Source organism: Falsiroseomonas sp. E2-1-a4 (genome assembly GCF_051433165.1).
Taxonomy (GTDB): Bacteria; Pseudomonadota; Alphaproteobacteria; order Acetobacterales; family Acetobacteraceae; genus Falsiroseomonas.
This window is the reverse complement of record NZ_JBHMFS010000017.1, coordinates 82780-102083: the sequence shown is the minus strand read 5'-3', so window position 1 is coordinate 102083 and position 19304 is coordinate 82780. Positions and strand designations below refer to the sequence as shown.

Annotated in this window: 19 protein-coding genes and 2 pseudogenes; 5 read left to right on the top strand and 16 right to left on the bottom strand. The window is 67.8% G+C overall.

Annotated features, from left to right (window positions below):
* Window positions 1-28: 28 nt before the first annotated feature.
* The 3 genes and pseudogenes from ACFHNC_RS18280 to ACFHNC_RS18270 all read right to left on the bottom strand — a co-directional run.
* Window positions 29-688, bottom strand: a complete 660-nt coding sequence (locus tag ACFHNC_RS18280) for a DsbA family oxidoreductase (RefSeq protein ID WP_437170671.1) — start codon at window positions 686-688, stop codon at window positions 29-31.
* A 77-nt stretch (window positions 689-765) separates the two neighbouring features.
* Window positions 766-1048: pseudogene (locus ACFHNC_RS18275) on the bottom strand (integrase core domain-containing protein); the annotation flags it as partial.
* An 8-nt stretch (window positions 1049-1056) separates the two neighbouring features.
* Window positions 1057-1164, bottom strand: a pseudogene (locus tag ACFHNC_RS18270) (IS481 family transposase); the annotation flags it as partial.
* A gap of 211 nt (window positions 1165-1375) precedes the next feature.
* On the opposite strand from ACFHNC_RS18270, the gene ACFHNC_RS18265 reads away from it, so the two are divergent.
* Window positions 1376-2500: a sensor histidine kinase gene (locus ACFHNC_RS18265; protein WP_437170670.1), complete on the top strand. Its 1125-nt coding sequence runs from the start codon at window positions 1376-1378 to the stop codon at window positions 2498-2500.
* 434 nt (window positions 2501-2934) lie between these two features.
* Here ACFHNC_RS18265 and ACFHNC_RS18260 read toward each other — a convergent pair whose 3' ends face one another.
* Together ACFHNC_RS18260 and ACFHNC_RS18255 are read right to left on the bottom strand one after the other, a co-directional pair.
* Complete coding sequence (locus ACFHNC_RS18260; protein WP_437170669.1) at window positions 2935-4149, bottom strand: aminotransferase; 1215 nt, start codon at window positions 4147-4149, stop codon at window positions 2935-2937.
* Window positions 4110-4820, bottom strand: a complete 711-nt coding sequence (locus ACFHNC_RS18255) for a DNA-3-methyladenine glycosylase family protein (protein WP_437170668.1) — start codon at window positions 4818-4820, stop codon at window positions 4110-4112. The genes ACFHNC_RS18260 and ACFHNC_RS18255 overlap by 40 nt, the downstream gene beginning before the upstream one ends.
* A gap of 240 nt (window positions 4821-5060) precedes the next feature.
* On the opposite strand from ACFHNC_RS18255, the gene ACFHNC_RS18250 reads away from it, so the two are divergent.
* Together ACFHNC_RS18250 and ACFHNC_RS18245 are read left to right on the top strand one after the other, a co-directional pair.
* A complete protein-coding gene (locus tag ACFHNC_RS18250; protein ID WP_437170667.1) occupies window positions 5061-5789 on the top strand; it encodes a response regulator in 729 nt (242 codons plus the stop codon).
* Window positions 5789-7135 carry an ATP-binding protein gene (locus ACFHNC_RS18245; protein WP_437170666.1) on the top strand — a complete coding sequence of 449 codons (1347 nt, stop codon included), beginning with the start codon at window positions 5789-5791 and terminating at the stop codon, window positions 7133-7135. Before ACFHNC_RS18250 ends, ACFHNC_RS18245 begins: the two co-directional genes overlap by 1 nt.
* Window positions 7136-7141: 6 nt before the next feature.
* Here the strand turns inward: ACFHNC_RS18245 and ACFHNC_RS18240 are convergent, their stop codons facing one another.
* Window positions 7142-7357 (bottom strand): hypothetical protein, encoded by a 216-nt coding sequence (locus ACFHNC_RS18240; RefSeq protein ID WP_437170665.1) that lies wholly within the window; start codon window positions 7355-7357, stop codon window positions 7142-7144.
* A gap of 120 nt (window positions 7358-7477) precedes the next feature.
* Between ACFHNC_RS18240 and ACFHNC_RS18235 the strand changes: the two genes are divergently transcribed.
* Window positions 7478-7978: a hypothetical protein gene (locus ACFHNC_RS18235; protein ID WP_437170664.1), complete on the top strand. Its 501-nt coding sequence runs from the start codon at window positions 7478-7480 to the stop codon at window positions 7976-7978.
* 5 nt (window positions 7979-7983) lie between these two features.
* Here the strand turns inward: ACFHNC_RS18235 and ACFHNC_RS18230 are convergent, their stop codons facing one another.
* The 6 genes from ACFHNC_RS18230 to ACFHNC_RS18205 form a co-directional block, all read right to left on the bottom strand.
* The gene (locus ACFHNC_RS18230) at window positions 7984-8376 is read right to left on the bottom strand and encodes a hypothetical protein (RefSeq protein ID WP_437170663.1); all 393 of its coding nucleotides are present in this window, start codon (window positions 8374-8376) and stop codon (window positions 7984-7986) included.
* Between the two features lie 185 nt (window positions 8377-8561).
* Window positions 8562-9602, bottom strand: coding sequence for an ABC transporter ATP-binding protein (locus ACFHNC_RS18225; protein WP_437170701.1), 1041 nt, complete (start codon window positions 9600-9602; stop codon window positions 8562-8564).
* Between the two features lie 11 nt (window positions 9603-9613).
* The gene (locus ACFHNC_RS18220; protein ID WP_437170662.1) at window positions 9614-10615 is read right to left on the bottom strand and encodes an ABC transporter ATP-binding protein; all 1002 of its coding nucleotides are present in this window, start codon (window positions 10613-10615) and stop codon (window positions 9614-9616) included.
* A gap of 8 nt (window positions 10616-10623) precedes the next feature.
* Window positions 10624-11553 carry an ABC transporter permease gene (locus tag ACFHNC_RS18215; protein ID WP_437170661.1) on the bottom strand — a complete coding sequence of 310 codons (930 nt, stop codon included), beginning with the start codon at window positions 11551-11553 and terminating at the stop codon, window positions 10624-10626.
* Window positions 11554-11566: 13 nt separating this feature from the next.
* Window positions 11567-12538, bottom strand: coding sequence for an ABC transporter permease (locus tag ACFHNC_RS18210; RefSeq protein WP_437170660.1), 972 nt, complete (start codon window positions 12536-12538; stop codon window positions 11567-11569).
* 29 nt (window positions 12539-12567) lie between these two features.
* Window positions 12568-14166, bottom strand: a complete 1599-nt coding sequence (locus ACFHNC_RS18205) for an ABC transporter substrate-binding protein (protein WP_437170659.1) — start codon at window positions 14164-14166, stop codon at window positions 12568-12570.
* 103 nt (window positions 14167-14269) lie between these two features.
* Here ACFHNC_RS18205 and ACFHNC_RS18200 point away from each other — a divergent pair, with 103 nt between their 5' ends.
* Window positions 14270-15859 carry an ABC transporter substrate-binding protein gene (locus ACFHNC_RS18200; protein WP_437170658.1) on the top strand — a complete coding sequence of 530 codons (1590 nt, stop codon included), beginning with the start codon at window positions 14270-14272 and terminating at the stop codon, window positions 15857-15859.
* 48 nt (window positions 15860-15907) lie between these two features.
* Here ACFHNC_RS18200 and ACFHNC_RS18195 read toward each other — a convergent pair whose 3' ends face one another.
* The 4 genes from ACFHNC_RS18195 to ACFHNC_RS18180 form a co-directional block, all read right to left on the bottom strand.
* Window positions 15908-16372 (bottom strand): Lrp/AsnC family transcriptional regulator, encoded by a 465-nt coding sequence (locus ACFHNC_RS18195; RefSeq protein ID WP_437170657.1) that lies wholly within the window; start codon window positions 16370-16372, stop codon window positions 15908-15910.
* Window positions 16373-16459: 87 nt separating this feature from the next.
* Window positions 16460-17590: a type III PLP-dependent enzyme gene (locus tag ACFHNC_RS18190; protein ID WP_437170656.1), complete on the bottom strand. Its 1131-nt coding sequence runs from the start codon at window positions 17588-17590 to the stop codon at window positions 16460-16462.
* A 410-nt stretch (window positions 17591-18000) separates the two neighbouring features.
* On the bottom strand, window positions 18001-18372 hold the full coding sequence (locus ACFHNC_RS18185; RefSeq protein WP_437170655.1) for a hypothetical protein: 372 nt from the start codon (window positions 18370-18372) through the stop codon (window positions 18001-18003).
* Between the two features lie 124 nt (window positions 18373-18496).
* Complete coding sequence (locus ACFHNC_RS18180) at window positions 18497-19303, bottom strand: thiazole synthase (protein WP_437170654.1); 807 nt, start codon at window positions 19301-19303, stop codon at window positions 18497-18499.
* Window position 19304: the final 1 nt, after the last annotated feature.

The window sequence follows — 19304 nt, the reverse complement described above, 5'->3', positions numbered from 1 at the left end:
ATCCCCTACGCCAAGGTCAGTGTTAGTGTTATGCGGCCGAAGCGCGCTCCGACAGAATCGTGTTCGCGTGACGGAAGGCATCCGCCATGCGGGTGGCTGGCATGGCGCCGCTGAACAGAAGGTGGCGGTCCATGAGGAAGGACGGCACGCCGTTGATGCCGCCCTGGCGCGCCGCGCCATCCTCGGCCAGCACTTCCGCCCTGTGGTCCTCGCCGGCCAGCATGGCGGCAACCGCATCGGCCGCCAGCCCGGCGGTGCCGGCCAGCTCCGCCAGCGCGACGGGGTCGCCGATATCGCGGCCGTCCCGGAAGTAGCCCTGGAACAGCGCCTCCACCACCGCATGCTGCACCCCCTCGGCTTCCGCCATGCGGATCACGCGATGGGCGGCGACGGTGTTGGGGGTGCGCAGCATCAGATCGTGCCGGAAGCCGAGGCCGACGCCGCGGCCGGCCTCGGCGACATTCGCATCCAGCTCCCGCCCCCGCGCCTCGGAGCCGAATTTCTGGGCGCGATAGGCCGCCCGCGCCACGCCTTCCGCCGGCATGTCCGGGTTGAGCTGGAAGGGGCGCCAGCGGAGGGCGAAATGCAGCCCCTCCTCCGCCAATGTCTCCAGCGCCGTATCCAGGTTGCGCTTGCCGATCCAGCACCAGGGGCAGATGGCGTCGGAGATGATGTCGAGCGTTCGCATGGCGGCCTCCGAACTTGAGGCCTGACCTCGCACCCTGCGCGTCGAACGGTCAAGCCGGCGGGCAACCTCGGAAACACTTAGGTGTTCAGTCCCGGCATTTGGTGGATCGGGTCGATGGTGAATCGCTCTGGCGCTGAGGTTCAGGCTTTGCCGATGTATTCGTAGGGAGTGAGACCGCCGAGCGTCTTGAGCCTGCGGGAAAAATTGTAGGCTGCCATCAAGTCTGCGATATGCGTGCACAGTTGATTGTGGCTGTTGCAGTGGAAGCGCTTGACGGTTGTGTCTTTGCTTGTGGCGGTTCATCCGCTCAACCTGGCCGTTGGTCCAGGGGTAGTTGGGCTTGTTTAGCCGGTGATCTACCTGATGGGGTTGATGCTCAGTTGGCGGCTCAGCTGCGAGAGCGAAGCCTGCGATCGCTGTATTGCTGCTCTGACGGCGTGCGTGGTCGTGGCGCTGCCGTGACGAACCTGGCCCATAGTGCCTCCTTCCACTCGTTCGAAAGGATCGCACCATCAAACCGTGGGACCAAACACCCTAGGTCGGGACGATGCAGCGCTGCTACTTTGCCTGTGAGGCTCCCCAATGACCAAACACTGGGAGCTTGCTGGCTGGCCGCCGCACGCCTATTTTCACTCCTAGTTGATCCTTGCGAAGGTCGTACCGGCCGCAATCCTGAAAGCTCTGCCAGTGACGCTCGATGAGGATGAACGCAAGCCGCTCACCGAAATGCTGGGAGACCCGGACCTCGCCGTGTCGCTCGACAGCGACAGGTTTAAGCAGTTCCTCGACCAGATGCCCTTCGCCATCGCCGTGGCGGAGTTGCAGCCGCGCGAACGCATCACCTACGCCAATTCTGAGTTCGAACGATTATCCTGCCAGCCGGCGGCAGGGTTGCTGGGTCGCCCCTGGAGCGATCTAAAGGCCATTGCCACCGCTAAAGGTGATGACCGCCACCTCAGTGACGCCATTCCGGCAGGCGAGGACTATATCGGTAGCTTTCGCATGGCGCCTAATGGATGCAACGACGGGACCATTGTCGACGTACGGGCAAACGTCATTCAAGACGAGGATGGCACCGCCCTTTTTCGGCTGGTGGCGCTTGTCGAGATTGACCCAGGAAGCCGATCCGAACTGGAGGAAACCGAAAAACGGGTCCAGGAAAAGGATACGCTGCTGCGCGAATTGCAGCACCGCGTGAAAAATAACCTCCAGATGATCACCGCACTGATTCGGCTGGAAAGTCGAAACGTACCGAATGGCGAGGCGGGCGAGTCCTTCAGCCGCCTGGCGGGACGTGTTGGCGCGCTGGCCCTGCTCTATCGCTCGCTTACAGACCAGGAGCCTGGCGAAAGCGTCGATTTGGGAGTTTATCTCAGCGAAATCGCCTCAGCTGTCATGCGGGCTCACGCGGTAGAGGGTATCCGACTTGACCTCAAGGTCGACACCTGGCCGGTCTCCATCAACGTTGCCATGCCCACGGGACTGGTTGTGAACGAGGTTCTGACCAACGCGCTGAAGCACGCCTTCGTCGGCCGCGCCGGAGGCACCATAACGCTCCATAGCCTTGTTGATTTCACTGGCTGTCAGGTCTCCATCGCCGATGATGGCGTCGGCCTGCCACCAGGCGTCAAGTGGCCCACTTCCGGCCGCTTGGGAGCGCTGATTGTGAAATCGCTGCTGCAGAATGCAGGGGCGACCCTGGATGTTACCTCCACACCCGAGAACGGCTTGCGGATCCTGATACGCTTCGCGCGCGAGAATGCGGTGCCCGAACTGCACAGTGAGCGGTCTGCGCTGGCAGGAGCCCTGTGAAGCTGGCAGCGATAGACCACGCCAGCATTTTGATGCTGCGGTGTCCTAACCAAGCGACGCGGATGCCGCAACATTGACAATTTGGGTGCATTGACCACGGTCAGGCCTTGGATGTTACTGAAGGATACCGGCGAGGGGTTCATTTCAGATGACGCGCTGACACGTGGTGCAGACATCGCCTATTTCATGCTGTTCGCGAGGCGCCGCCGTTGGTAGCGGCTCTCCAGTGGGTCTCGTAACCGCCACGATACCAGCGTTGCGCCAGTGGTATTCACCGGTTCAGGATCAGAAGTGGTGAAGCAGCGGGACATCCCAGGGCCAGAAGCGCCCAAGGCAAGCCAGCGCGGCAGACGCAGATGAGCCGCAAGTGCAGCAACGAGGCCGCTGGCGCGATGGCTTGACGGTTCGGGACAAGCGATTACTGGGTCCTGAGTCTAGCCAGGATGGCTCGCCCATCGCTCCAGCCGCCCCGGCACCTGCGCCAGCACCTCCGCCCCCGCATTGGCGAAGGCGAGCCGCAAATGACGCTGCTGGCCGGGGCCGAAGAAGGGGCCGGGCAGCGTCATCAGCCCCTGCTCGGCGGCGAGCGACGCCGCCGCTTCCTCGGCATCCGGTGCACCTTCCGGCAGGCGCAGATAGGCGAAGTAGGTGCCGATGGCGTCCAGCCGCCAGCCGGGCAACTGCCCGACCTCCGCGCGGAACAGCCGGGCGCGGTCGGCCATCAGCGCGCGATTGCCGGCGCGCCAGGCGGCCAGCGCCGGGATGGCCCAGGTCAGCGCCGACTGGGCCGGGCGGGCGGGGCAGATCTGCCAGGTGTCCAGCGCCTTCGCCAATTGCGCCCGGAACGCCGGCCCGGCCGCCACCGCGCCGACCCGGTGGCCGGGCACGCAATAGGCCTTGGAGAAGGAGTACAGATGCACCAGCCCATCCCGCCAGGCCGGGTCATCGAACAGGGCGTGCGGCGGGGATTGCGCGTCGGTCAGGAAATCCCGGTAGGTCTCGTCCAGGACCAGCCAGACGCCGCGCGCGCGGCACAGTTCGGCGAAGGCCTGGATGACCCCGGGCGGATAGACCGCGCCGGTCGGGTTGTTGGGCGTGACCAGAACCAGGGCGCGCACCGGGTTGGCATCCATCAGCGCGGCGGCCTCGGCCGGGTCGGGCACGAATCCGGCTTCCGCGCGGGCGGGCAACGGCACGGCGCGCACGCCGCGCATGGTCAGCGCCATCTGGTGGTTGAAGTACCAGGGCGCGGGCAGCATCACCGCCTCTCCCGGCGCGGCCAGCACCGCCATGGTCATGGCGAAGGCCAGGTTGCAGCCGGCGGTGATGGCGATGTCCGCGGCCGAGACCTCCGCCCCGTAGAAGCCGCTGATGTCGGCGGCGAGCGCTTCCCGCAGCGGCGCGTCGCCGTCGATCGGGCCATAGCCGGCGCAGGCGATGCTGCCCGCGGCCTCCGCCAGTCGGGCGAGCAGTTCGGGCGGTGGCGGGTAGCCCGGCACCGCCTGGGTCAGGTCCAGCGCCGGGCCGGCGCCGCCGGCATAGCGGGCGGCCCAGGTGCGGGCGGCGGGAATCGGTGGCTCGGCGGTGGCGCGCAGCGGGGCGGAGAGAATCATCCCGCCAAAGTGGCGCCAGGAGCGTCCGGCGTCCATGCATCCTCGATCAGCGGACGCCCCGTGATGTGCCGCCAATGATGCCAGAACAGCCGCGCCGCCAGGCCGCGCCAGGGCTGCCAGGCGCGGGCGATTTCCGCCAATTGCTTCGGCGTCGGCCGGGCTGGCAGCCGCTTCAGATGCGCGACGCTGGCGGCGAGCGCGATATCGCCACTCGGGAAGATATCCGGCCGGTCATGCGCGAACAGCATGTGCACCTCCGCCGTCCAGCGGCCGAGGCCGCGAATGGTGCACAAATGCGCCACGGCGTCCTCATCCAGCATGGCGTCCAGCGCCTCCAGCCGCAGCGTGCCGTCCAGGCAGGCGGCGGCCAGCGCGCGGGCATGCGCGGCCTTGGGGCGGGACAGGCCGCCGATGCCGCACAGCACCGCATCCTCCAGCCCCACCAGCACTGTGGGGTCCAGCGCGCCCGGAATCGCCGAAAGCCGCCGCCAGATGGCGCCCGCCGCCTGGTTCGAGATCTGTTGGCCGCAGATGGTCCGCAGCAATCCAGGCAGGCCGGCCGGGCGACTGCGCCAGGGCAAGGGGCCGGCCGCCACCTCGATGCCGGCGAGGTCCGGATCGGCCTGCGCCAGCGCTGCCACCGCAGCCGGCACCCAGGGCGGCGGTTCCGGGAAATATGGCGGCGGGGACGCAGGAGAGGGGGTCATCCCCGCCGCCAGTACAACACGCCACCTCGGACCGGGAGGGGGGGAATCCCGCGGCGAAGTCAGGGCCGAAGCCGGGATGACGCCTTGTCCTTCGTTACATGCGCCCTGCGGGTTACCATGGAAGGGCCGAAAGCATGAGAAAGTGCAACACCCGGTAACCGGGACCCCCGGAGTCACATGCCGCAACACTGGGTGGGGTTTCGCCCTAGGGGTGCGCGCGCGGCGCGCTATGTTGCAGCCATGGACGCAACAGCCCCGCATATCCTCGTGGTCGATGATGACCGCGAGATCCGTGAACTCCTCGGCAAGTTCCTGGAGAAGCAGTCCTTCCGCGTAACCGCCGCCCGCGATGCGCGGGAGGCCCGCAAGCTCTGGCCGCTCGGCCGCTATCATCTGGTGGTGCTGGACCTGATGATGCCGGGCGAATCCGGCCTGGACCTGGCACGCTGGCTGCGCACCCAATCAGAGGTGCCGATCGTGATGCTGACGGCGATGGGGGAGGAGACGGACCGCATCGTCGGCCTGGAACTCGGCGCCGATGATTATGTGGCCAAACCCTTCAACCCGCGCGAATTGCTGGCGCGCATCCGCGCCGTGCTGCGCCGCGCAACGGCGGACAGCAGCACCGGCCCGTCCCAGGAACCGCCGGCCAAGGTTCTCCGTTTTGCCGGCTGGGTGCTGGAGCCGACGCGGCGCCGCCTGCTGAACCCGCAGGGTGCCGAAGTGCCGCTGACCGGTGGCGAGTACGAGCTGCTGATGGTGCTGGTGGAGCGGCCGAACCGGGTGCTGACGCGGGACATGCTGATGGATCTGCTGCGCGGCCGCCAGGCCGGGCCGTTCGATCGCGCCATCGATGTCGCCGTCTCCCGCCTCCGCCGCAAGCTGGAGGATGACGGCCGCAATCCGCAGGTCATCAAGACCGTGCGCGGTGGCGGCTATGTACTGTCCGCGACCGTCGAGCGCGCCTGATGCGGCGCTTGCTGGCCTGGCTGTGGCCGCGCAGCCTGGCCGGGCGCACCGCGCTGGTGCTGATCGGCGGGCTGATCCTGGTGCAGGTGGCCGGGCTGACCATCCATGCGCTGGATCGGGTGGATCTGCAGCGCTACCAGCATGCGCGGGAGATTTCCCAGCGTTCCTTCGGCGCCTGGCGCAGCCTGCTGCCCCTGCCGCCCGACCGCCGCAAATCGGTGCTGGAGGATCTGGACATGCCGCCCGGCATGCGGATCACGCTGGATGAGGTGGCGCTGGCCCAGCCCAACTCTCCACCGCCGCCGCCCGGCCTGATCCGCCTGCTGCGCCTCGATGGGCTGCACCGCGCGCCGCCGCGCCTGCGACCGCGGGAGGTGCTGATCGGCACGCATGGGAATCCGGGCCGGCTGATGGTCAGCCTGCGCTTTCCGGATCAGGGCTGGCTGAACCTGCGGCTGGAGATTCCGCCGCCGCGGCCGTGGCATTCCATGACCTTCCTCATCGCCTTCGCCCTGATGACGCTGGCTGCCGTGGCGCTGACCTTGTGGGCGGTGCGGCGGCTGACCCGGCCGGTGACGGCACTGGCGCAGGCGGCGGACCGGCTCGGCCGCGATGTGAACGCGCCGCCACTGCCCGAGACCGGCCCCGCCGAGGTCGCTACCGCGGCGCGCGCCTTCAACACCATGGCCGAGCGCATCCGCCGCTTCGTCGGCGACCGCACCCAGATGCTGGCGGCCATCGGCCACGACCTGAAGACGCCGATCACCCGCCTGAAGCTGCGCGCCGAATTCCTCGATGATGACGAGCAGCGGCGGAAGATGCTGGCCGACCTGGATGAGATGGAGGCGATGATCGCCGCCACCCTGGCCTTCGCGCGCGATGATTCGACGCGCGAGCCCTCCGTGGCGGTGGACCTCGCCTCGCTCTGCCGCACGGTGATGGACGAGGCGGCGGATGCCAGCCCGGACTACGCCGAGCTGATTACCTATATGGGGCCGGAGCATCTGACCGTGGCGGCGCGGCCCGGATCGCTGAAGCGGGCGCTGGCCAATCTGGTCAGCAATGCGGTGGCCTATGGCGGCTCCGCCACGCTGCGGCTGCAACCCCCCTTGGGCGGGGTGGTGCGGATTGCGGTGGAGGATGACGGGCCGGGCGTGCCGGAGCACGACCTGGAGACCGTGTTCCAGCCCTTCCACCGGCTGGAGGAAAGCCGCAACCGGGAAACCGGCGGCACCGGCCTCGGCCTGCCGATCGCGCGCAACATCTTCCGGGCGCATGGCGGCGATGTGGTGCTGCGGAACCGGGCGGGCGGCGGGCTTTCCGCCATGGCGACCCTGCCCGTTTGAGGCGGCCTATGGCCCGAACAGGGCCAGCGCGACCTCCCCGGCCGCCAGGCTGGCGGTGAGGGCCAGCAGTGACCAGCGCATCGCCTCCCGCCACGCCGGTTCCCGCGTCACGGAAGCGGGCCAGGCGTGCCGCGGGCGCGGGCGCGGTGGGATGCTAAGGTGGACGGGAATTTCGGCCGCGATATCGGCCTGGAGGGTCGTGCCAAGGGCGATGGTGCTCATGGGATGATAGGAACATATCAGGAACATAAATGCAAGCGGCTTCGTTTCACTCCGCCCGCATCGTGCCGCTTGTGAAAAACCCGCCGCATCGCGAACATGAACCGAGCAAAGGAGGACCGCATGTCCACATCTGACGGGTCGGCGCCTGGCCGGCGCCTGCTGATCCTGCGGGTCAGCACGCTGGGCCTCACGGCAGTGCCGCTGGCGTCCCAGGCGCAGGAGCCGAAATCCGGTGGGGGCGGCAGCGCGCCACGCGCCAAGGGCGGCGGTGCGCCCCGGCGCAGCGGCCTGACCGATAGCGATCCCTCCGACGAGCCCGGCAATGGCCGCGGCGGCAGTCGCCCGCAGGCCGGCGCGTCGGACAGCGACCCGAATGACCCGCCCGGCCGCGGCCGTGGCGGCAACAGGGCGCCGGCGGGGCCGAGCGACAGCGACCCCTCCGACCCACCTGGCCGGGGCCGTGGCGCCAGCGGGCCGGCGGGCACGACCGACAGCGACCCGAGCGACGCGCCCGGCCGCGGGCGCGGCGGCAACCGCGCACCGGCGGGGCCGAGCGACAGCGATCCTTCCGACCCGCCCGGCCGGGGCCGCGGCGCGGCGGCGCCGACCAAGCGGACCTGACGCCGCTACCCGATGCGGATGCCGCGCCCGGCAAAGAAGCGATCGAAGTCGCCGGGCGCCAGCCGCACATCCTCCTGCGTCGCTGGCGTGTCGCCGGAGGGGTTGTGGAAGCGTAGCGCGCCCGCCGCATCCTGGCCGAAGACCAGCACCAGATGCCCGCCGCGCCCGGGCGGCGGCAGATCCGGCCGGCGGATGCCGGGATGGACGGAGGCAAGGAACAGGCCCTGCGCCGGGATATCCTGCGCCGTCAGATCCAACAGGATGCCGGCGGCAATCCCCTGCCCCGCCAGCCAGGCCACCGCACCGGCATAGATCAGGCCGCGAATGTCGCCCTCCGGCGTCTCCAGATAGCCACCTGCGGCCTGCACGCCGCGGCGGATATCATGAATCGGGGGCACCGGGCGGCCAAGCGCCGCCAGCGCCATCTGGAGGCAGGCGCAGCCGCAGAGATGCTCGGCCCAGCGCGCATATTCCGCCGCAGTTGTGGCCCCGCTGGCGGACCAGAGCGGGTCCGCCGCTGCGTCGCGCCCGGTCAGGAAATCCGCGACCAGGTCGCGGCTTTCCCACTGGGCGCGATACGAGGTCAGGCGGCGTCGTTCAGGTGGCAGGCGCTGCGCTGCCCGGGGGCGATCTCTCGCAGCTTCGGCACCTCCACCCGGCAGCGATCGAAGGCGTGCGGGCAGCGCGGGTGGAAGTGGCAGCCGGGCGGCGGGTTCAGCGGCGAGGGGATTTCCCCCTTCACCGTGGCGAAGGCCCGCTTGCGGTTGCCAATGCGCGGCACGCTGGCCAGCAGCGACTGGGTGTAGGGGTGGTTGGCGCCGGCGAAGACACGCTCCGTCGGCGCTTCCTCGACCACGCGGCCGAGATACATGATCACGACGCGGTCGCTGAGATGTTCCACCACGCCAAGGTCGTGGCTGATGAACAGGTAGGTGAGGTCGAGATCCTTCCGAAGCTGCATGAACAGGTTCAGGATCTGCGCCTGGATCGAGACGTCCAGCGCCGCCACCGCCTCATCACAGACGATGAATTCCGGCGCCACGGCCAGCGCGCGGGCAATGCCGATGCGCTGGCGCTGGCCGCCGGAAAACTGGTGCGGGTAACGGCGCTTGAAGGCGGGGTCGAGGCCGGCGCGGCGCATCTGCTCATCGACATAGGCGTCGAAATTGCCGCGCGTGGTCAGGCCATGCACCAGCGGCGCCTCCCCCACGATATCGGCCACCCGCATGCGCGGGTTCAGGCTGGCATAGGGGTCCTGGAAGATCATCTGCCGGCGCAGCTTGCCGATCTTCGCGGCCTCGCCCTGCATGATCGCCACATCCTGGCCGTTCCAGAAGACCTGGCCCTCGGATTGCGGCAGGATGCCCGCGACGATGCGGCCGAGGGTGGATTTGCCACAGCCGGATTCCCCGACCAGCCCCACCACCTCGCCCTTGCGGACGCGGAGATCGACATGGTCCACGGCGTGGACGATCTCCTCCTTCACCGCGGCGCCGAGGCGACGCGCCAGCTTTGCGGCGATGTCGAGCTTCTTGGAGAAGCGGCGCGAAACCTGCCGCAGCTCGACCATCGGGATCTCGCTGTCGGCGAAGGTGCGCGGCGCGTCCGGGACCTGCTCCTGCATCTGGGACTGGCTCATGCCGTCGCCACCTCCTCGAGGTGCGGGTGGTGGCAGCGCGCCAGGCGATCCGGCAGCCAGGGGTGCAGGGTGGGCATGACGATGCAATCCTCCGCCGCGCGCGGGCAGCGGGCGCGGAAGGAACAGCCCTCCGGCAGGTTGAGCAGCGACGGCGTCATGCCTGGGATCTGCCGCAGAGGAACGCCCCGCTTGTTGCGCGACGGCACGCTGCCGATCAGGCCATGGGTGTAGGGGTGCAGCGGCGTGTCCAGCACCTCTCCAACATCGCCATATTCGACGACGCGGCCGGCATACATGACGGCGATATCGTCCGCGAGGCCGGCGACCACGGACAGGTCATGGGTGATCCACAGCATCGCCGTGCCGGTGGTGGCGCAAAGTTTCTGGACCTCCGCGAGGATCTGGCCCTGGATGGTCACGTCGAGCGCCGTGGTCGGCTCATCCGCCACGATCAGGTCCGGGCGGTGCAGCAGGGCGATGGCGATCGCCACGCGCTGGCGCATGCCGCCGGAGAATTGGTGCGGGTAGGATTTCAGCCGTTCATCCGGGGATGGAATGCCGACCATGCCGAGCGCATCGCGCGCGCGGGCGCGGGCATCCTCATCCGAGACCTTCTCATGCGCCTGCACCGTCTCGATCATCTGCGTGTCGATGCGCAGGACCGGGTTCAGCGTCATCATCGGGTCCTGGAAGATCATGGCGATGCGGTTGCCCCGCAGGTGCCGCATCTCCTCTTCGGACAGTGTCGCCAGGTCCCGCCCCTGAAACAGGATGGAGCCGCTGACGATGCGGCCGGGCGGATCGACCAGCTTCATGATGGAGAAGCCGGTGACCGTCTTGCCGGAGCCGCTTTCGCCGACCAGCCCCAGCACCTTGCCGCGGCCGATGGTGAAGGACACGTCGTTCACGGCGCGCACGACGCCGCCGCGGGTGAAGAAGTGGGTCTGGAGGTTGCGCACCTCCAGAGTTGGCGTCGCCGCGTTCACTACGTCAGCCATGGGCACCCTTACTTCTGCAGCCGCGGGTTCAGGACGTCACGCAACTGGTCGCCGACCAGGTTGATGGCGACGATGGTCACCAGCAGCGCGATGCCGGGGTAGAAGGAAATCCAGTATTTTCCCGACAGCATGTATTCATAGCCATTGGCGATCAGCAGGCCGAGCGAGGGCTCCGTGATCGGCACGCCAAGGCCGAGGAAGGACAGCGTCGCCTCCAGCGCGATCGCGCGCGCCACCTGCATGGTGCCGATGACGATCAGCGGTGGCAGGCAGTTCGGCAGCAGGTGCCGGAACAGGATGCGGTAGCGCGGCAGCGCCAGGCATTCCGCCGCCTCGATGTATTCGCGCCGCCGTTCCACCAGCGCCGTGCCGCGCACGGTTCGGGCGTAGTAGGCCCATTCCACCACGACGATGGCGATGATGACGTTGGTTACCGACTTGCCGAGGAACGCCAGGATCATCAGCGCGACGAGGATCGACGGGAAGGACAGCTGCAGGTCGACGATGCGCATGATGATGCTGTCGGTCCTGCCACCGGCATAGGCCGCGGCGAGGCCGAGGGAGGCACCGACCATGCAGGCGATGAAGGCGGAGCCGGCGCCGACGGTCAGCGAAATTCGCAGCCCGTACATGATGCCGGACAGCATGTCCCGCCCCTGGTCATCCGTGCCGAGCCAGTAGGTGATGGCGCCGTCACCGGACTTAGCGCCGGGTTCCAGCCGCCCATCCATGATGTCCAGCACCGCCAGATCATAGGGGTCCTGCGGCGAGATGAAGGGCGCCAGGATCGCCACCAGGATGATGATGGAGATCACCACCAGCCCGCCCATTGCGAGCTTCGACTCCGCGAATTCGGAGCAGAAGCGCCGGAACGGCGTTTCCACCTTGATCTTGGCGGGGTCCTCGATGGGTGCCCCCTGGCCGACAACCGCGCTCATGCCGTGCGCCCCTTCACTTGCTATCCAGCCGCACGCGCGGATCGAGCACCGAATACATCAGGTCCACGATCAGGTTGATGGTGATGAACATCAGCACGACGATCATTAGGTAGGCGACGATGACTGGCCGATCGAGCACGTTGATGCTGTCGATGATCAGCTTGCCCATGCCCGGCCAGGCGAAGATGCTTTCCGTCACGACCGAGAAGGCGATGGTGCTGCCGAACTCCAGCCCGGTGACGGTGACGACCGGGATCAGGATGTTCTTGAAGACGTGCACGAAGGTCACGCGGAACGGGCTCAGCCCCTTCGCGCGGGCGAATTTCACGTAGTCCATCAGCATCGTCTCCCGCACCCCCGCACGGGTCAGGCGGATGACGAGGCTGATCTTGAACAACGCGAGGTTCAGCGCCGGCATCGCCAGATGCGTCAGCCCGTTCCAGGTCAGGAAGGACCAATGCGTGCCGAGGATCTCCACCGTCTGCCCACGCCCGGTGGAGGGCAGCCAGCCAAGCTGCACGGCGAAGACCATGATCAGCATCAGCCCGACCCAGAAGGTGGGCAGCGAGAAGCCGAGGATCGAACCGGCCATGATGGCCTTGGAGCCAATGCTGTTCGGCCGCAGCCCGGCATACAGGCCGAGCGGCAGGCCGATGAGGATGGCACCGAAGGTGGCCGCGAAAGCCAGCTCCAGCGTCGCCGGCATGCGCTGGAGGATCAGCTCAAGCGCCGGTTCGTTGAACACGAAGGACCGCCCGAGGTCACCCTGGAGCGCCTTGCCCAGGAAGATCAGGTATTGGTGCCAGAGCGGCTTGTCGAGGCCGAGCGCGATCACCGCGCGCTCACGCTCCATCTGGTCGGCATCGGGGCTGATCAGGATCTCCACCGGGTCGCCGATGGCGAAGACGCCGATGAAGACGATGAGCGACATCGCCAGCACGACGCCGGCGGCCTGAATCAGTCGCCGCAACAGATAGACGCTCATCCCGGTCCCCTTGCCCCGTCAGGTCTCGTTCAGCGGGCGGCAGCCGGGCGCGTATCCTGCGCCCGGGTCAGTTCATCGACGCGCGCCTGGTGCGTCAGCCCGCGACGCATCGCCCAGATGTTGGTCTGGATGTGCATCGGGATCACCGCAACCTGATCCGCGGCGATGCGCTGCGCCTGGATCATCAGCTGCTCACGCTTCTGCTCGTCCAGTTCCGACAGGGACTGGGTCAGCAGGGCATCGACCTCGGCGTTGGAGAAGCGACCACGGTTGGACGAGCCCCAGCCCCTCTCTCGGCTGAAGGTGCCGAGGATGTTGCGCAGCGGGTGGCTGGCATCGGGGTTGGAGCCCCAGCCGATCAGGAAGGAGGAGAATTCCTGCCGCCCGGCGCGACCGACGAAGGTGGACCAGGTCTGCGCCTCGACCGCGGTGCGGACGCCGATGCGGGTCCACATCTGGCCAACTGCCTGGATGATGCGGGCGTCGTTGACGTAGCGGTCATTCGGGCCGGAGAGGGTGATGCGGAAGCCGTTCGGATAGCCGGCTTCCGTCAGCAGGCGGCGTGCCGCATCCGGATTGTATTCCGGCGCCTCAAGGCCCGGCACATGGCTGTAGGTGCCGGGCGGAAGGAACTGGCCCGACGGCGTCGCGGCCCCTTCCATCACGCGCTCCGCGATCGCCTTGCGGTCGATCGCCATGGACAGCGCGCGGCGCACGCGGACATCGCGCAGCGGGTTGCGGCCCAGCGGGCGACCTTCATGGTCGGTGATCTGCGGCGAATTCTCATCCGCGCCACGCAGATGGTCCAGGCCGAGGAAGATCAGGCGCAGGCCGACAGTCTCGGACACGTTGAAGTTTGGGTCGCGGCGCAGGCGCGCCAGGTCGCTGGTCGGTACCTGGTCGATGATGTCGAGGTCGCCGGACAACAGGGACGCGGTGCGCGTCGCGTTGTTGGTGACCATGCGGTAGTTCACCCGCGCGAAGGCCGGCTTGTCACCCCAGTAGGTGTCGTTGCGGGCGAATTCGATCCGGTCGCCGTTGCGGTGGTTCACCACGCGCCAGGGGCCGCTGCCGATCGCGGCGCTGCCGTTGTTGAACGCATCCGTCGTCACATTCGCATGCGTCTCGGAATCGAGAATGCGGACATTCGTCATGTCCAGCGGCATCAGCGGGTAGGGCGCTGCGGTGTGGAAGCGGATGGTCAGCGGGTCGACGATCTCCATCCGCACGATCGGCCGCGCATAGGCGCCGAAGGAGGATGGGCTGTTCGGCACATTCGGCAGGCGCTGGATGGTGAAGACCACGTCTTCGGCCGTGAACGCATTGCCGTTATGGAAGGTCACGTTCGGACGCAGCTTGAATTCCCAGGTGGTCGGGCCTGTGGCGCGCCATTCGGTCGCAAGGCCAGGGATGTTGCGTGCTGCGGAATCGGTGTTGACCAGCTTGTCGAAGATCATGTCGGCGACCGCGTTGTTCGGCGACAACTGGTGATAGTGCGGATCGAGCGAAGTGACGGGCGAGCCCACGCCCATATTCAACGTCTGGGCCTGCTGCGCCTGCGCCGCGGGAAGTCCCACGATCATGGCAGACACTGCCGCCGCAGCGGTATTGCGGATGCTGTTTCGCATCACTCTCTCCTCAACAAAGCTTCCCCGAAGCGATCGGTATAGCAGCCTGCTACGCGAGCGCCTAGGCTGGCGGTTCGTTCCTGTCGTTCAGATGAGGTTTTGTATGAGTTTCGTTCGTTTGCCCGGCCGGGCCATCCTGTCCGCCGCCCTGCTCGCCATCGCGGGGCCGGCCCTGGCCCAGGACCGCAACCTGACCATCGGCATCGGCGGTTCGCCCACCTCGCTCGATCCGCATTTCTACAATGCCTCGCCCAACATCAGCCAGACCATGCATCTGTTCGACCGGCTGGTGGAGCAGGATGCGACGGCCCGCATCCAGCCGGCGCTGGCGGAAAGCTGGCGCGCCGTCAGCCCGACCACCTGGGAATTCAAGCTGCGTGCCGGCGTGAAGTGGCATGACGGGCGCGACTTCACCGCCGACGACGTCGCCTTCACCATCGGTCGCGCACCCAATGTGCCGAACAGCCCGGGTGGCTTCGGCGGCTTTGTCCGCGCCATCACTCGCGTCGAGGTGGTGGACCCGCTGACCATCCGCTTCCACACCGCCACGGCGCATCCGCTGCTGCCGACGGAGCTCGCTTCGATCCAGATCATCTCCCGCCATGTGGGTGAGGGTGCGGCGACCGAGGACTACAATGCCGGTCGCGCCGCCATCGGCACGGGCCCCTATCGCCTGGTCTCCTACCGCCCCGGCGACCGCACGGAATTCGCCCGCAATGACGCCTATTGGCGCGGCGCGCAGCCCTGGGCGCGCGTGTCCTACCGCTTCGTCGCCAATGACGCGGCGCGCACCGCGGGCATCCTGGCTGGCGATCTCGACGTCATCGACCAAGTGCCGTCCACGGACATCGCCCGGCTGCGCCGCGACAACCGCATCAGCATCTCCGAGATCCAGGGCCTGCGCCTGATCTACCTGATGACCGACTTCTCCCGCACCGACACCGCACCAGTGCTGGTCAGCGACAATGAGGGGCGCCCGCTGGAGCGCAACCCGATGCTCGATCCCCGCGTGCGCCGCGCATTGTCCATCGCCATCGACCGGGAGGCGCTGGCCGATCGCGTCATGGAAGGCACGGCGAAGCCCACGGGCCAGTGGTTGCCGCCGGGCTCCTATTCCTACAACCCAGCGGTCGAAGCGCCGCGGCATGATCCGGATGGCGCCCGCCGCCTGCTCACCGAGGCCGGCTTTCCGCAAGGCTTCCGCCTGACACTGACGACGCCGAACGACCGCTACCCGAATGACGCGCGCACGGCGCAGGCAGTGGCGCAGATGTGGAGCCGAATCGGCGTGCGCACCGCGATCGACGCGCTGCCCTGGACCAGCTACGCGGCGCGCAATGCCCGCCAGGAATTCAACGCCCGCCTGGCCGGCTGGGGCAGCGTGACCGGTGAGGCGAGCTACATGCTGGTCAACGTGCTCGGCACCAACAACCGCGAACGCCGCACCGGCGCCTCCAACAATTCCCGCTACTCGAATCCGGAACTGGATGCGCTGACGGCCCGCGCCGCCGGCACGCTGGACGATGCGGAGCGGGAGAAGCTGCTGCAGGAAGCCGTGGCGATGGTGGACCGCGAGACGGCGATGATCCCGCTGTTCCAGCTGGTGAACTTCTGGGCCACGCGCCGCGGCATCACCTATGAGCCGCGGATGGATGAGCGCACCGTCGCCATGGGCGCGCGCCCGGCGAACTGAGGCGCCCCCCTCACCCAACCCTCTCCCCCGAAAGCGGGGGAGAGGGCCTTATTCTTCTTCCGCCTCGGCCACCGGCAGGATGGCGGTTTCCTTGGGCGAGGCGAGGGCCAGGATGGTCTCGGTCCGCGCCACGCCGGCCTGGCCGCGCACCACATCGGACACGAAGGCCTCCAGCCGGGCGATGTCCGGCAGGCGCAGCTTCAGCAGGTAGCACCAGGCGCCCGTCACGGTGTGGCATTCCAGCACCGCCTCATGCTGCCGCATCGCCGCCATGAAGCCGGCATCGCCATCCCCGGGATGCATCGCGACGAAGACGAAGGCGAGCAGTGGGCAGCCGGCGGCGACGGGGTCGAGGTCGATCCGCCAACCGCGGATCACCTCCCGCTCCTCCAGCCGCTTCACCCGCTCCGCGGTGGCGGAGACGGAGAGGCCGGCAACCTTGGACAGCTCCGCGAGGCCGGCCGCCCCGTTTTCCTGAAGGGCGACGACGAGGTTGCGGTCAATTTCATCCATGACGGCAACCTAGCCCAGCCACGCCAAAAAAAGAAACGGCGGGCTCGCGCCCGCCGCATAATTTCCGGCCGATCCCGCGGGATGGCTTTAGATGTAGTGTTCGGCCAGCGGGCGGAAGCCGTTGAAGGCCTGGCTCGCATAGGTCGTCACATAGGCGCCGGTGGACAGCAGCTGCACTTGGTCGCCGGCGTCGAGCGCCATCGGCAGGCGGTAGTTGGACTTCTCATACAGCGTGTCCGTGCTGTCGCAGGTCGGGCCGGCGATGGTCACGGGGCCTTCCGCATCGCCATCATGCGGCGTGCGGAATTCGTAGCGGATGGACTCGCCCTCCGTCTCGGCCAGGCCACCGAAGCGGCCGATGTCGAGATAGACCCAGCGGACGGGATCATCCTCCGCCTTGCGTGAGACCAGCACGACCTCGGAGGACACCACGCCGGCATCGCCCACCATGAAGCGGCCCGGCTCGATCACCATCTCCGGAAGTGCATTGCCGAAATGCTCGGTCATCGCGCCCATGATGGCATCGCCGAACGCGTCGATCTCCGGCACTTCCGCCCGGTAGCGGACCGGGTAGCCGCCACCGAGATTGACCATGCGCAGGTTGATGCCGGCGTCGCGCAGATCGGTGAAGATCGTCGCCACGCGCGCGATCGCCGCCTCATAGGCGCCCGTCTGGGTCTGCTGGCTGCCGACATGGAAGGAGATGCCATAGGGGTCGAGACCCCATGCGGCCGCCTTCACCATCAGCTCCTTCGCCATCTCGGCCTCGCAGCCGAACTTGCGGGAGAGCGGCCACTCGGCGCCCTTGTTCTCCACCAGGATGCGGCAATAGACGCGCGCACCGGGGGCGGAGCGGGCGAGCTTCTTCAGCTCCGGCTCGCTGTCGAAGGCGAACATGGTCACGCCGGCGGCGAAGGCGGCCTTGATGGCGGATTCCTTCTTCACCGTGTTGCCGAAGGAGATGTCGGCCGGACGAGCGCCGGCTTCCAGGCAGGCCTGGATCTCTTCCCACGACGCGGCGTCGAAGGAGGAGCCGAGCGCGGACAGCCGGTCCAGGATCGGCGCGGCCGGGTTGGCCTTCACGGCGTAATACACGCGCGCCAGCGGCAGCGCGGCCTTCAGCCGGGTATAGTTCTGCTCGACGCGGTCCACATCCAGCACCAGGCATGGCGTGGCGGGCGCGTGGTCGCGCAGATACGAAGCGATTTTCGGGTTCATCGCGCCCGTACTCCCCTGAAAACAGTGGAGACAGCCCCGGTTGGGGACAGCCCCTAGATTGACGAAACGGTCGAACGAACCAGCGACCAAATGAGGCCGGCGGGGTGAGCCGCCGGGGTTGCCAGAACGCTGACGTCGTTGCGTTAACCTTGCGCCGCGGTGACCCTTGTCATGAGCTGATCATGAGCGGGTTCCGTGGGCCTGGGGCCTTCGGCACGTGCGTACTGCGTCTGCGGCGCATATAGGCGTCGCTTGCCCGGGGGGAAAGCGGAAAATCGCCCCCCCAGCCGTTTTTTTTCCGCGGCCAGCCCTGAATGGCCGGAAACCGCCATGGTGCCCCCGGGGGGCTGGCCGGGAAGCCTCCGGCAAATCGCGCGGTTGTCGCGCGAATCCGCCGGACAAGCTTTGGCTCAGTTGGCGCGCAGCCCGCTATTGGTCACGGTGATGCGGCTGGCGGCGCAGACATTGATCCGGCGCAGCTCCGCCGCCTGGCCATTGTTCCAGATCACGCGGAAATCGTAGTTGCCGGTATTGGCGGCCCGGTAGCTCACCTGCCGCCCGGGCTGCAGCACCGAGCTGCCGAGCTGGTCATTGCCCCAGCCATTTATGCTCGAATGGCTGAAATAAAGCCGCTCCACGGTGCGGGAGGAGGCGTTGACCACCCGAAAGGCCGTGTTGCAGCTCTGCGAGGGTACCACGACCACCGTGCGCTGAGGTTCCTGAACGCAGGCGCTCAGCGCCAGGGCCATGGCACCCAGCATTCCGATCTGGCGGCGCTTCATAATTAACTCCCATCCTGCCGTTGATTGGACCGGGAGCAAAATTAGAACGCTGGGCGCAAAGTTCACAAGACGGCGCACAACCGCGGGTCGCGCCGCCCATTTCAGACTGTTTCGCGGCGCCCGATCAGCGGATGAGGCCGGAGGTGGGGGAGGATGGATCGGCCGCCGTGCTGCGCGGCATGCGCCCGGCCAGGAAGGCGTCCCTGCCCGCCTCCACCGCTGCCTTCATCGCGCGCGCCATCCGCACCGGGTCCCGTGCATGGGCGATGGCGGAATTCAACAGCACCGCGTCGCAGCCCAGCTCCATGGCCAGTGCGGCATCGGAGGCCGTGCCGATGCCCGCATCAACCAGCACCGGCACCTTCGCCTGCGCGATGATCGCCTTGATCATGAAGGGGTTGGCGACGCCGAGGCCCGAGCCGATCGGCGCGCCGAGCGGCATGATGGCGACGCAGCCCATCTCCTCCAGCCGCTTCGCCGCCACCGGGTCATCGGCGCAGTAGACCATCACCTCGAAGCCATCGGCCAGCAGGGCAGCGGCAGCCTCGAAGGTGGCCTGCATGTCGGGGTACAGGAAGGGCGGCGGGCCGAGCACTTCCAGCTTCACCAGGTTCCAGCCCCCGGCCTCCCGCGCCAGGCGCAGGGTGCGGACGGCGTCCTGCGCGGTGAAGCAGCCCGCGGTGTTGGGGAGATAGGTGTAGCGGTCGGGCGGCACGAAATCCTGCAGCATGGGCTGCGAGGCGTCCGACAGATTCACCCGCCGCACCGCAACGGTGACCATCTCGGCGCCCGAGGCCTCGATCGCCGCCTGGGTCTCGGGGAGGTCCTTGTAGCGGCCCGTACCGACGATCAGGCGGGAGCGGAAGCGGCGCCCGGCGACGGTCCAACCTTCATCGGCCCCACCTTCCTTGGCACATGCAAGTCCGTCCATC

Excerpts from the sequence above, each read along its gene's own strand:
- ACFHNC_RS18280 (WP_437170671.1), bottom strand. The coding sequence starts at position 688 with ATGCGAACGCTCGACATCATCTCCGACGCCATCTGCCCCTGGTGCTGG.
- ACFHNC_RS18260 (WP_437170669.1), bottom strand. The coding sequence starts at position 4,149 with ATGGACGCCGGACGCTCCTGGCGCCACTTTGGCGGGATGATTCTCTCC.
- ACFHNC_RS18255 (WP_437170668.1), bottom strand. The coding sequence starts at position 4,820 with ATGACCCCCTCTCCTGCGTCCCCGCCGCCATATTTCCCGGAACCGCCG.
- ACFHNC_RS18250 (WP_437170667.1), top strand. The coding sequence starts at position 5,061 with ATGGACGCAACAGCCCCGCATATCCTCGTGGTCGATGATGACCGCGAG.
- ACFHNC_RS18245 (WP_437170666.1), top strand. The coding sequence starts at position 5,789 with ATGCGGCGCTTGCTGGCCTGGCTGTGGCCGCGCAGCCTGGCCGGGCGC.
- ACFHNC_RS18240 (WP_437170665.1), bottom strand. The coding sequence starts at position 7,357 with ATGAGCACCATCGCCCTTGGCACGACCCTCCAGGCCGATATCGCGGCC.
- ACFHNC_RS18235 (WP_437170664.1), top strand. The coding sequence starts at position 7,478 with ATGTCCACATCTGACGGGTCGGCGCCTGGCCGGCGCCTGCTGATCCTG.
- ACFHNC_RS18225 (WP_437170701.1), bottom strand. The coding sequence starts at position 9,602 with ATGCAGGAGCAGGTCCCGGACGCGCCGCGCACCTTCGCCGACAGCGAG.
- ACFHNC_RS18220 (WP_437170662.1), bottom strand. The coding sequence starts at position 10,615 with ATGGCTGACGTAGTGAACGCGGCGACGCCAACTCTGGAGGTGCGCAAC.
- ACFHNC_RS18215 (WP_437170661.1), bottom strand. The coding sequence starts at position 11,553 with ATGAGCGCGGTTGTCGGCCAGGGGGCACCCATCGAGGACCCCGCCAAG.
- ACFHNC_RS18210 (WP_437170660.1), bottom strand. The coding sequence starts at position 12,538 with ATGAGCGTCTATCTGTTGCGGCGACTGATTCAGGCCGCCGGCGTCGTG.
- ACFHNC_RS18205 (WP_437170659.1), bottom strand. The coding sequence starts at position 14,166 with ATGCGAAACAGCATCCGCAATACCGCTGCGGCGGCAGTGTCTGCCATG.
- ACFHNC_RS18200 (WP_437170658.1), top strand. The coding sequence starts at position 14,270 with ATGAGTTTCGTTCGTTTGCCCGGCCGGGCCATCCTGTCCGCCGCCCTG.
- ACFHNC_RS18195 (WP_437170657.1), bottom strand. The coding sequence starts at position 16,372 with ATGGATGAAATTGACCGCAACCTCGTCGTCGCCCTTCAGGAAAACGGG.
- ACFHNC_RS18190 (WP_437170656.1), bottom strand. The coding sequence starts at position 17,590 with ATGAACCCGAAAATCGCTTCGTATCTGCGCGACCACGCGCCCGCCACG.
- ACFHNC_RS18185 (WP_437170655.1), bottom strand. The coding sequence starts at position 18,372 with ATGAAGCGCCGCCAGATCGGAATGCTGGGTGCCATGGCCCTGGCGCTG.
- ACFHNC_RS18180 (WP_437170654.1), bottom strand. The coding sequence starts at position 19,303 with ATGGACGGACTTGCATGTGCCAAGGAAGGTGGGGCCGATGAAGGTTGG.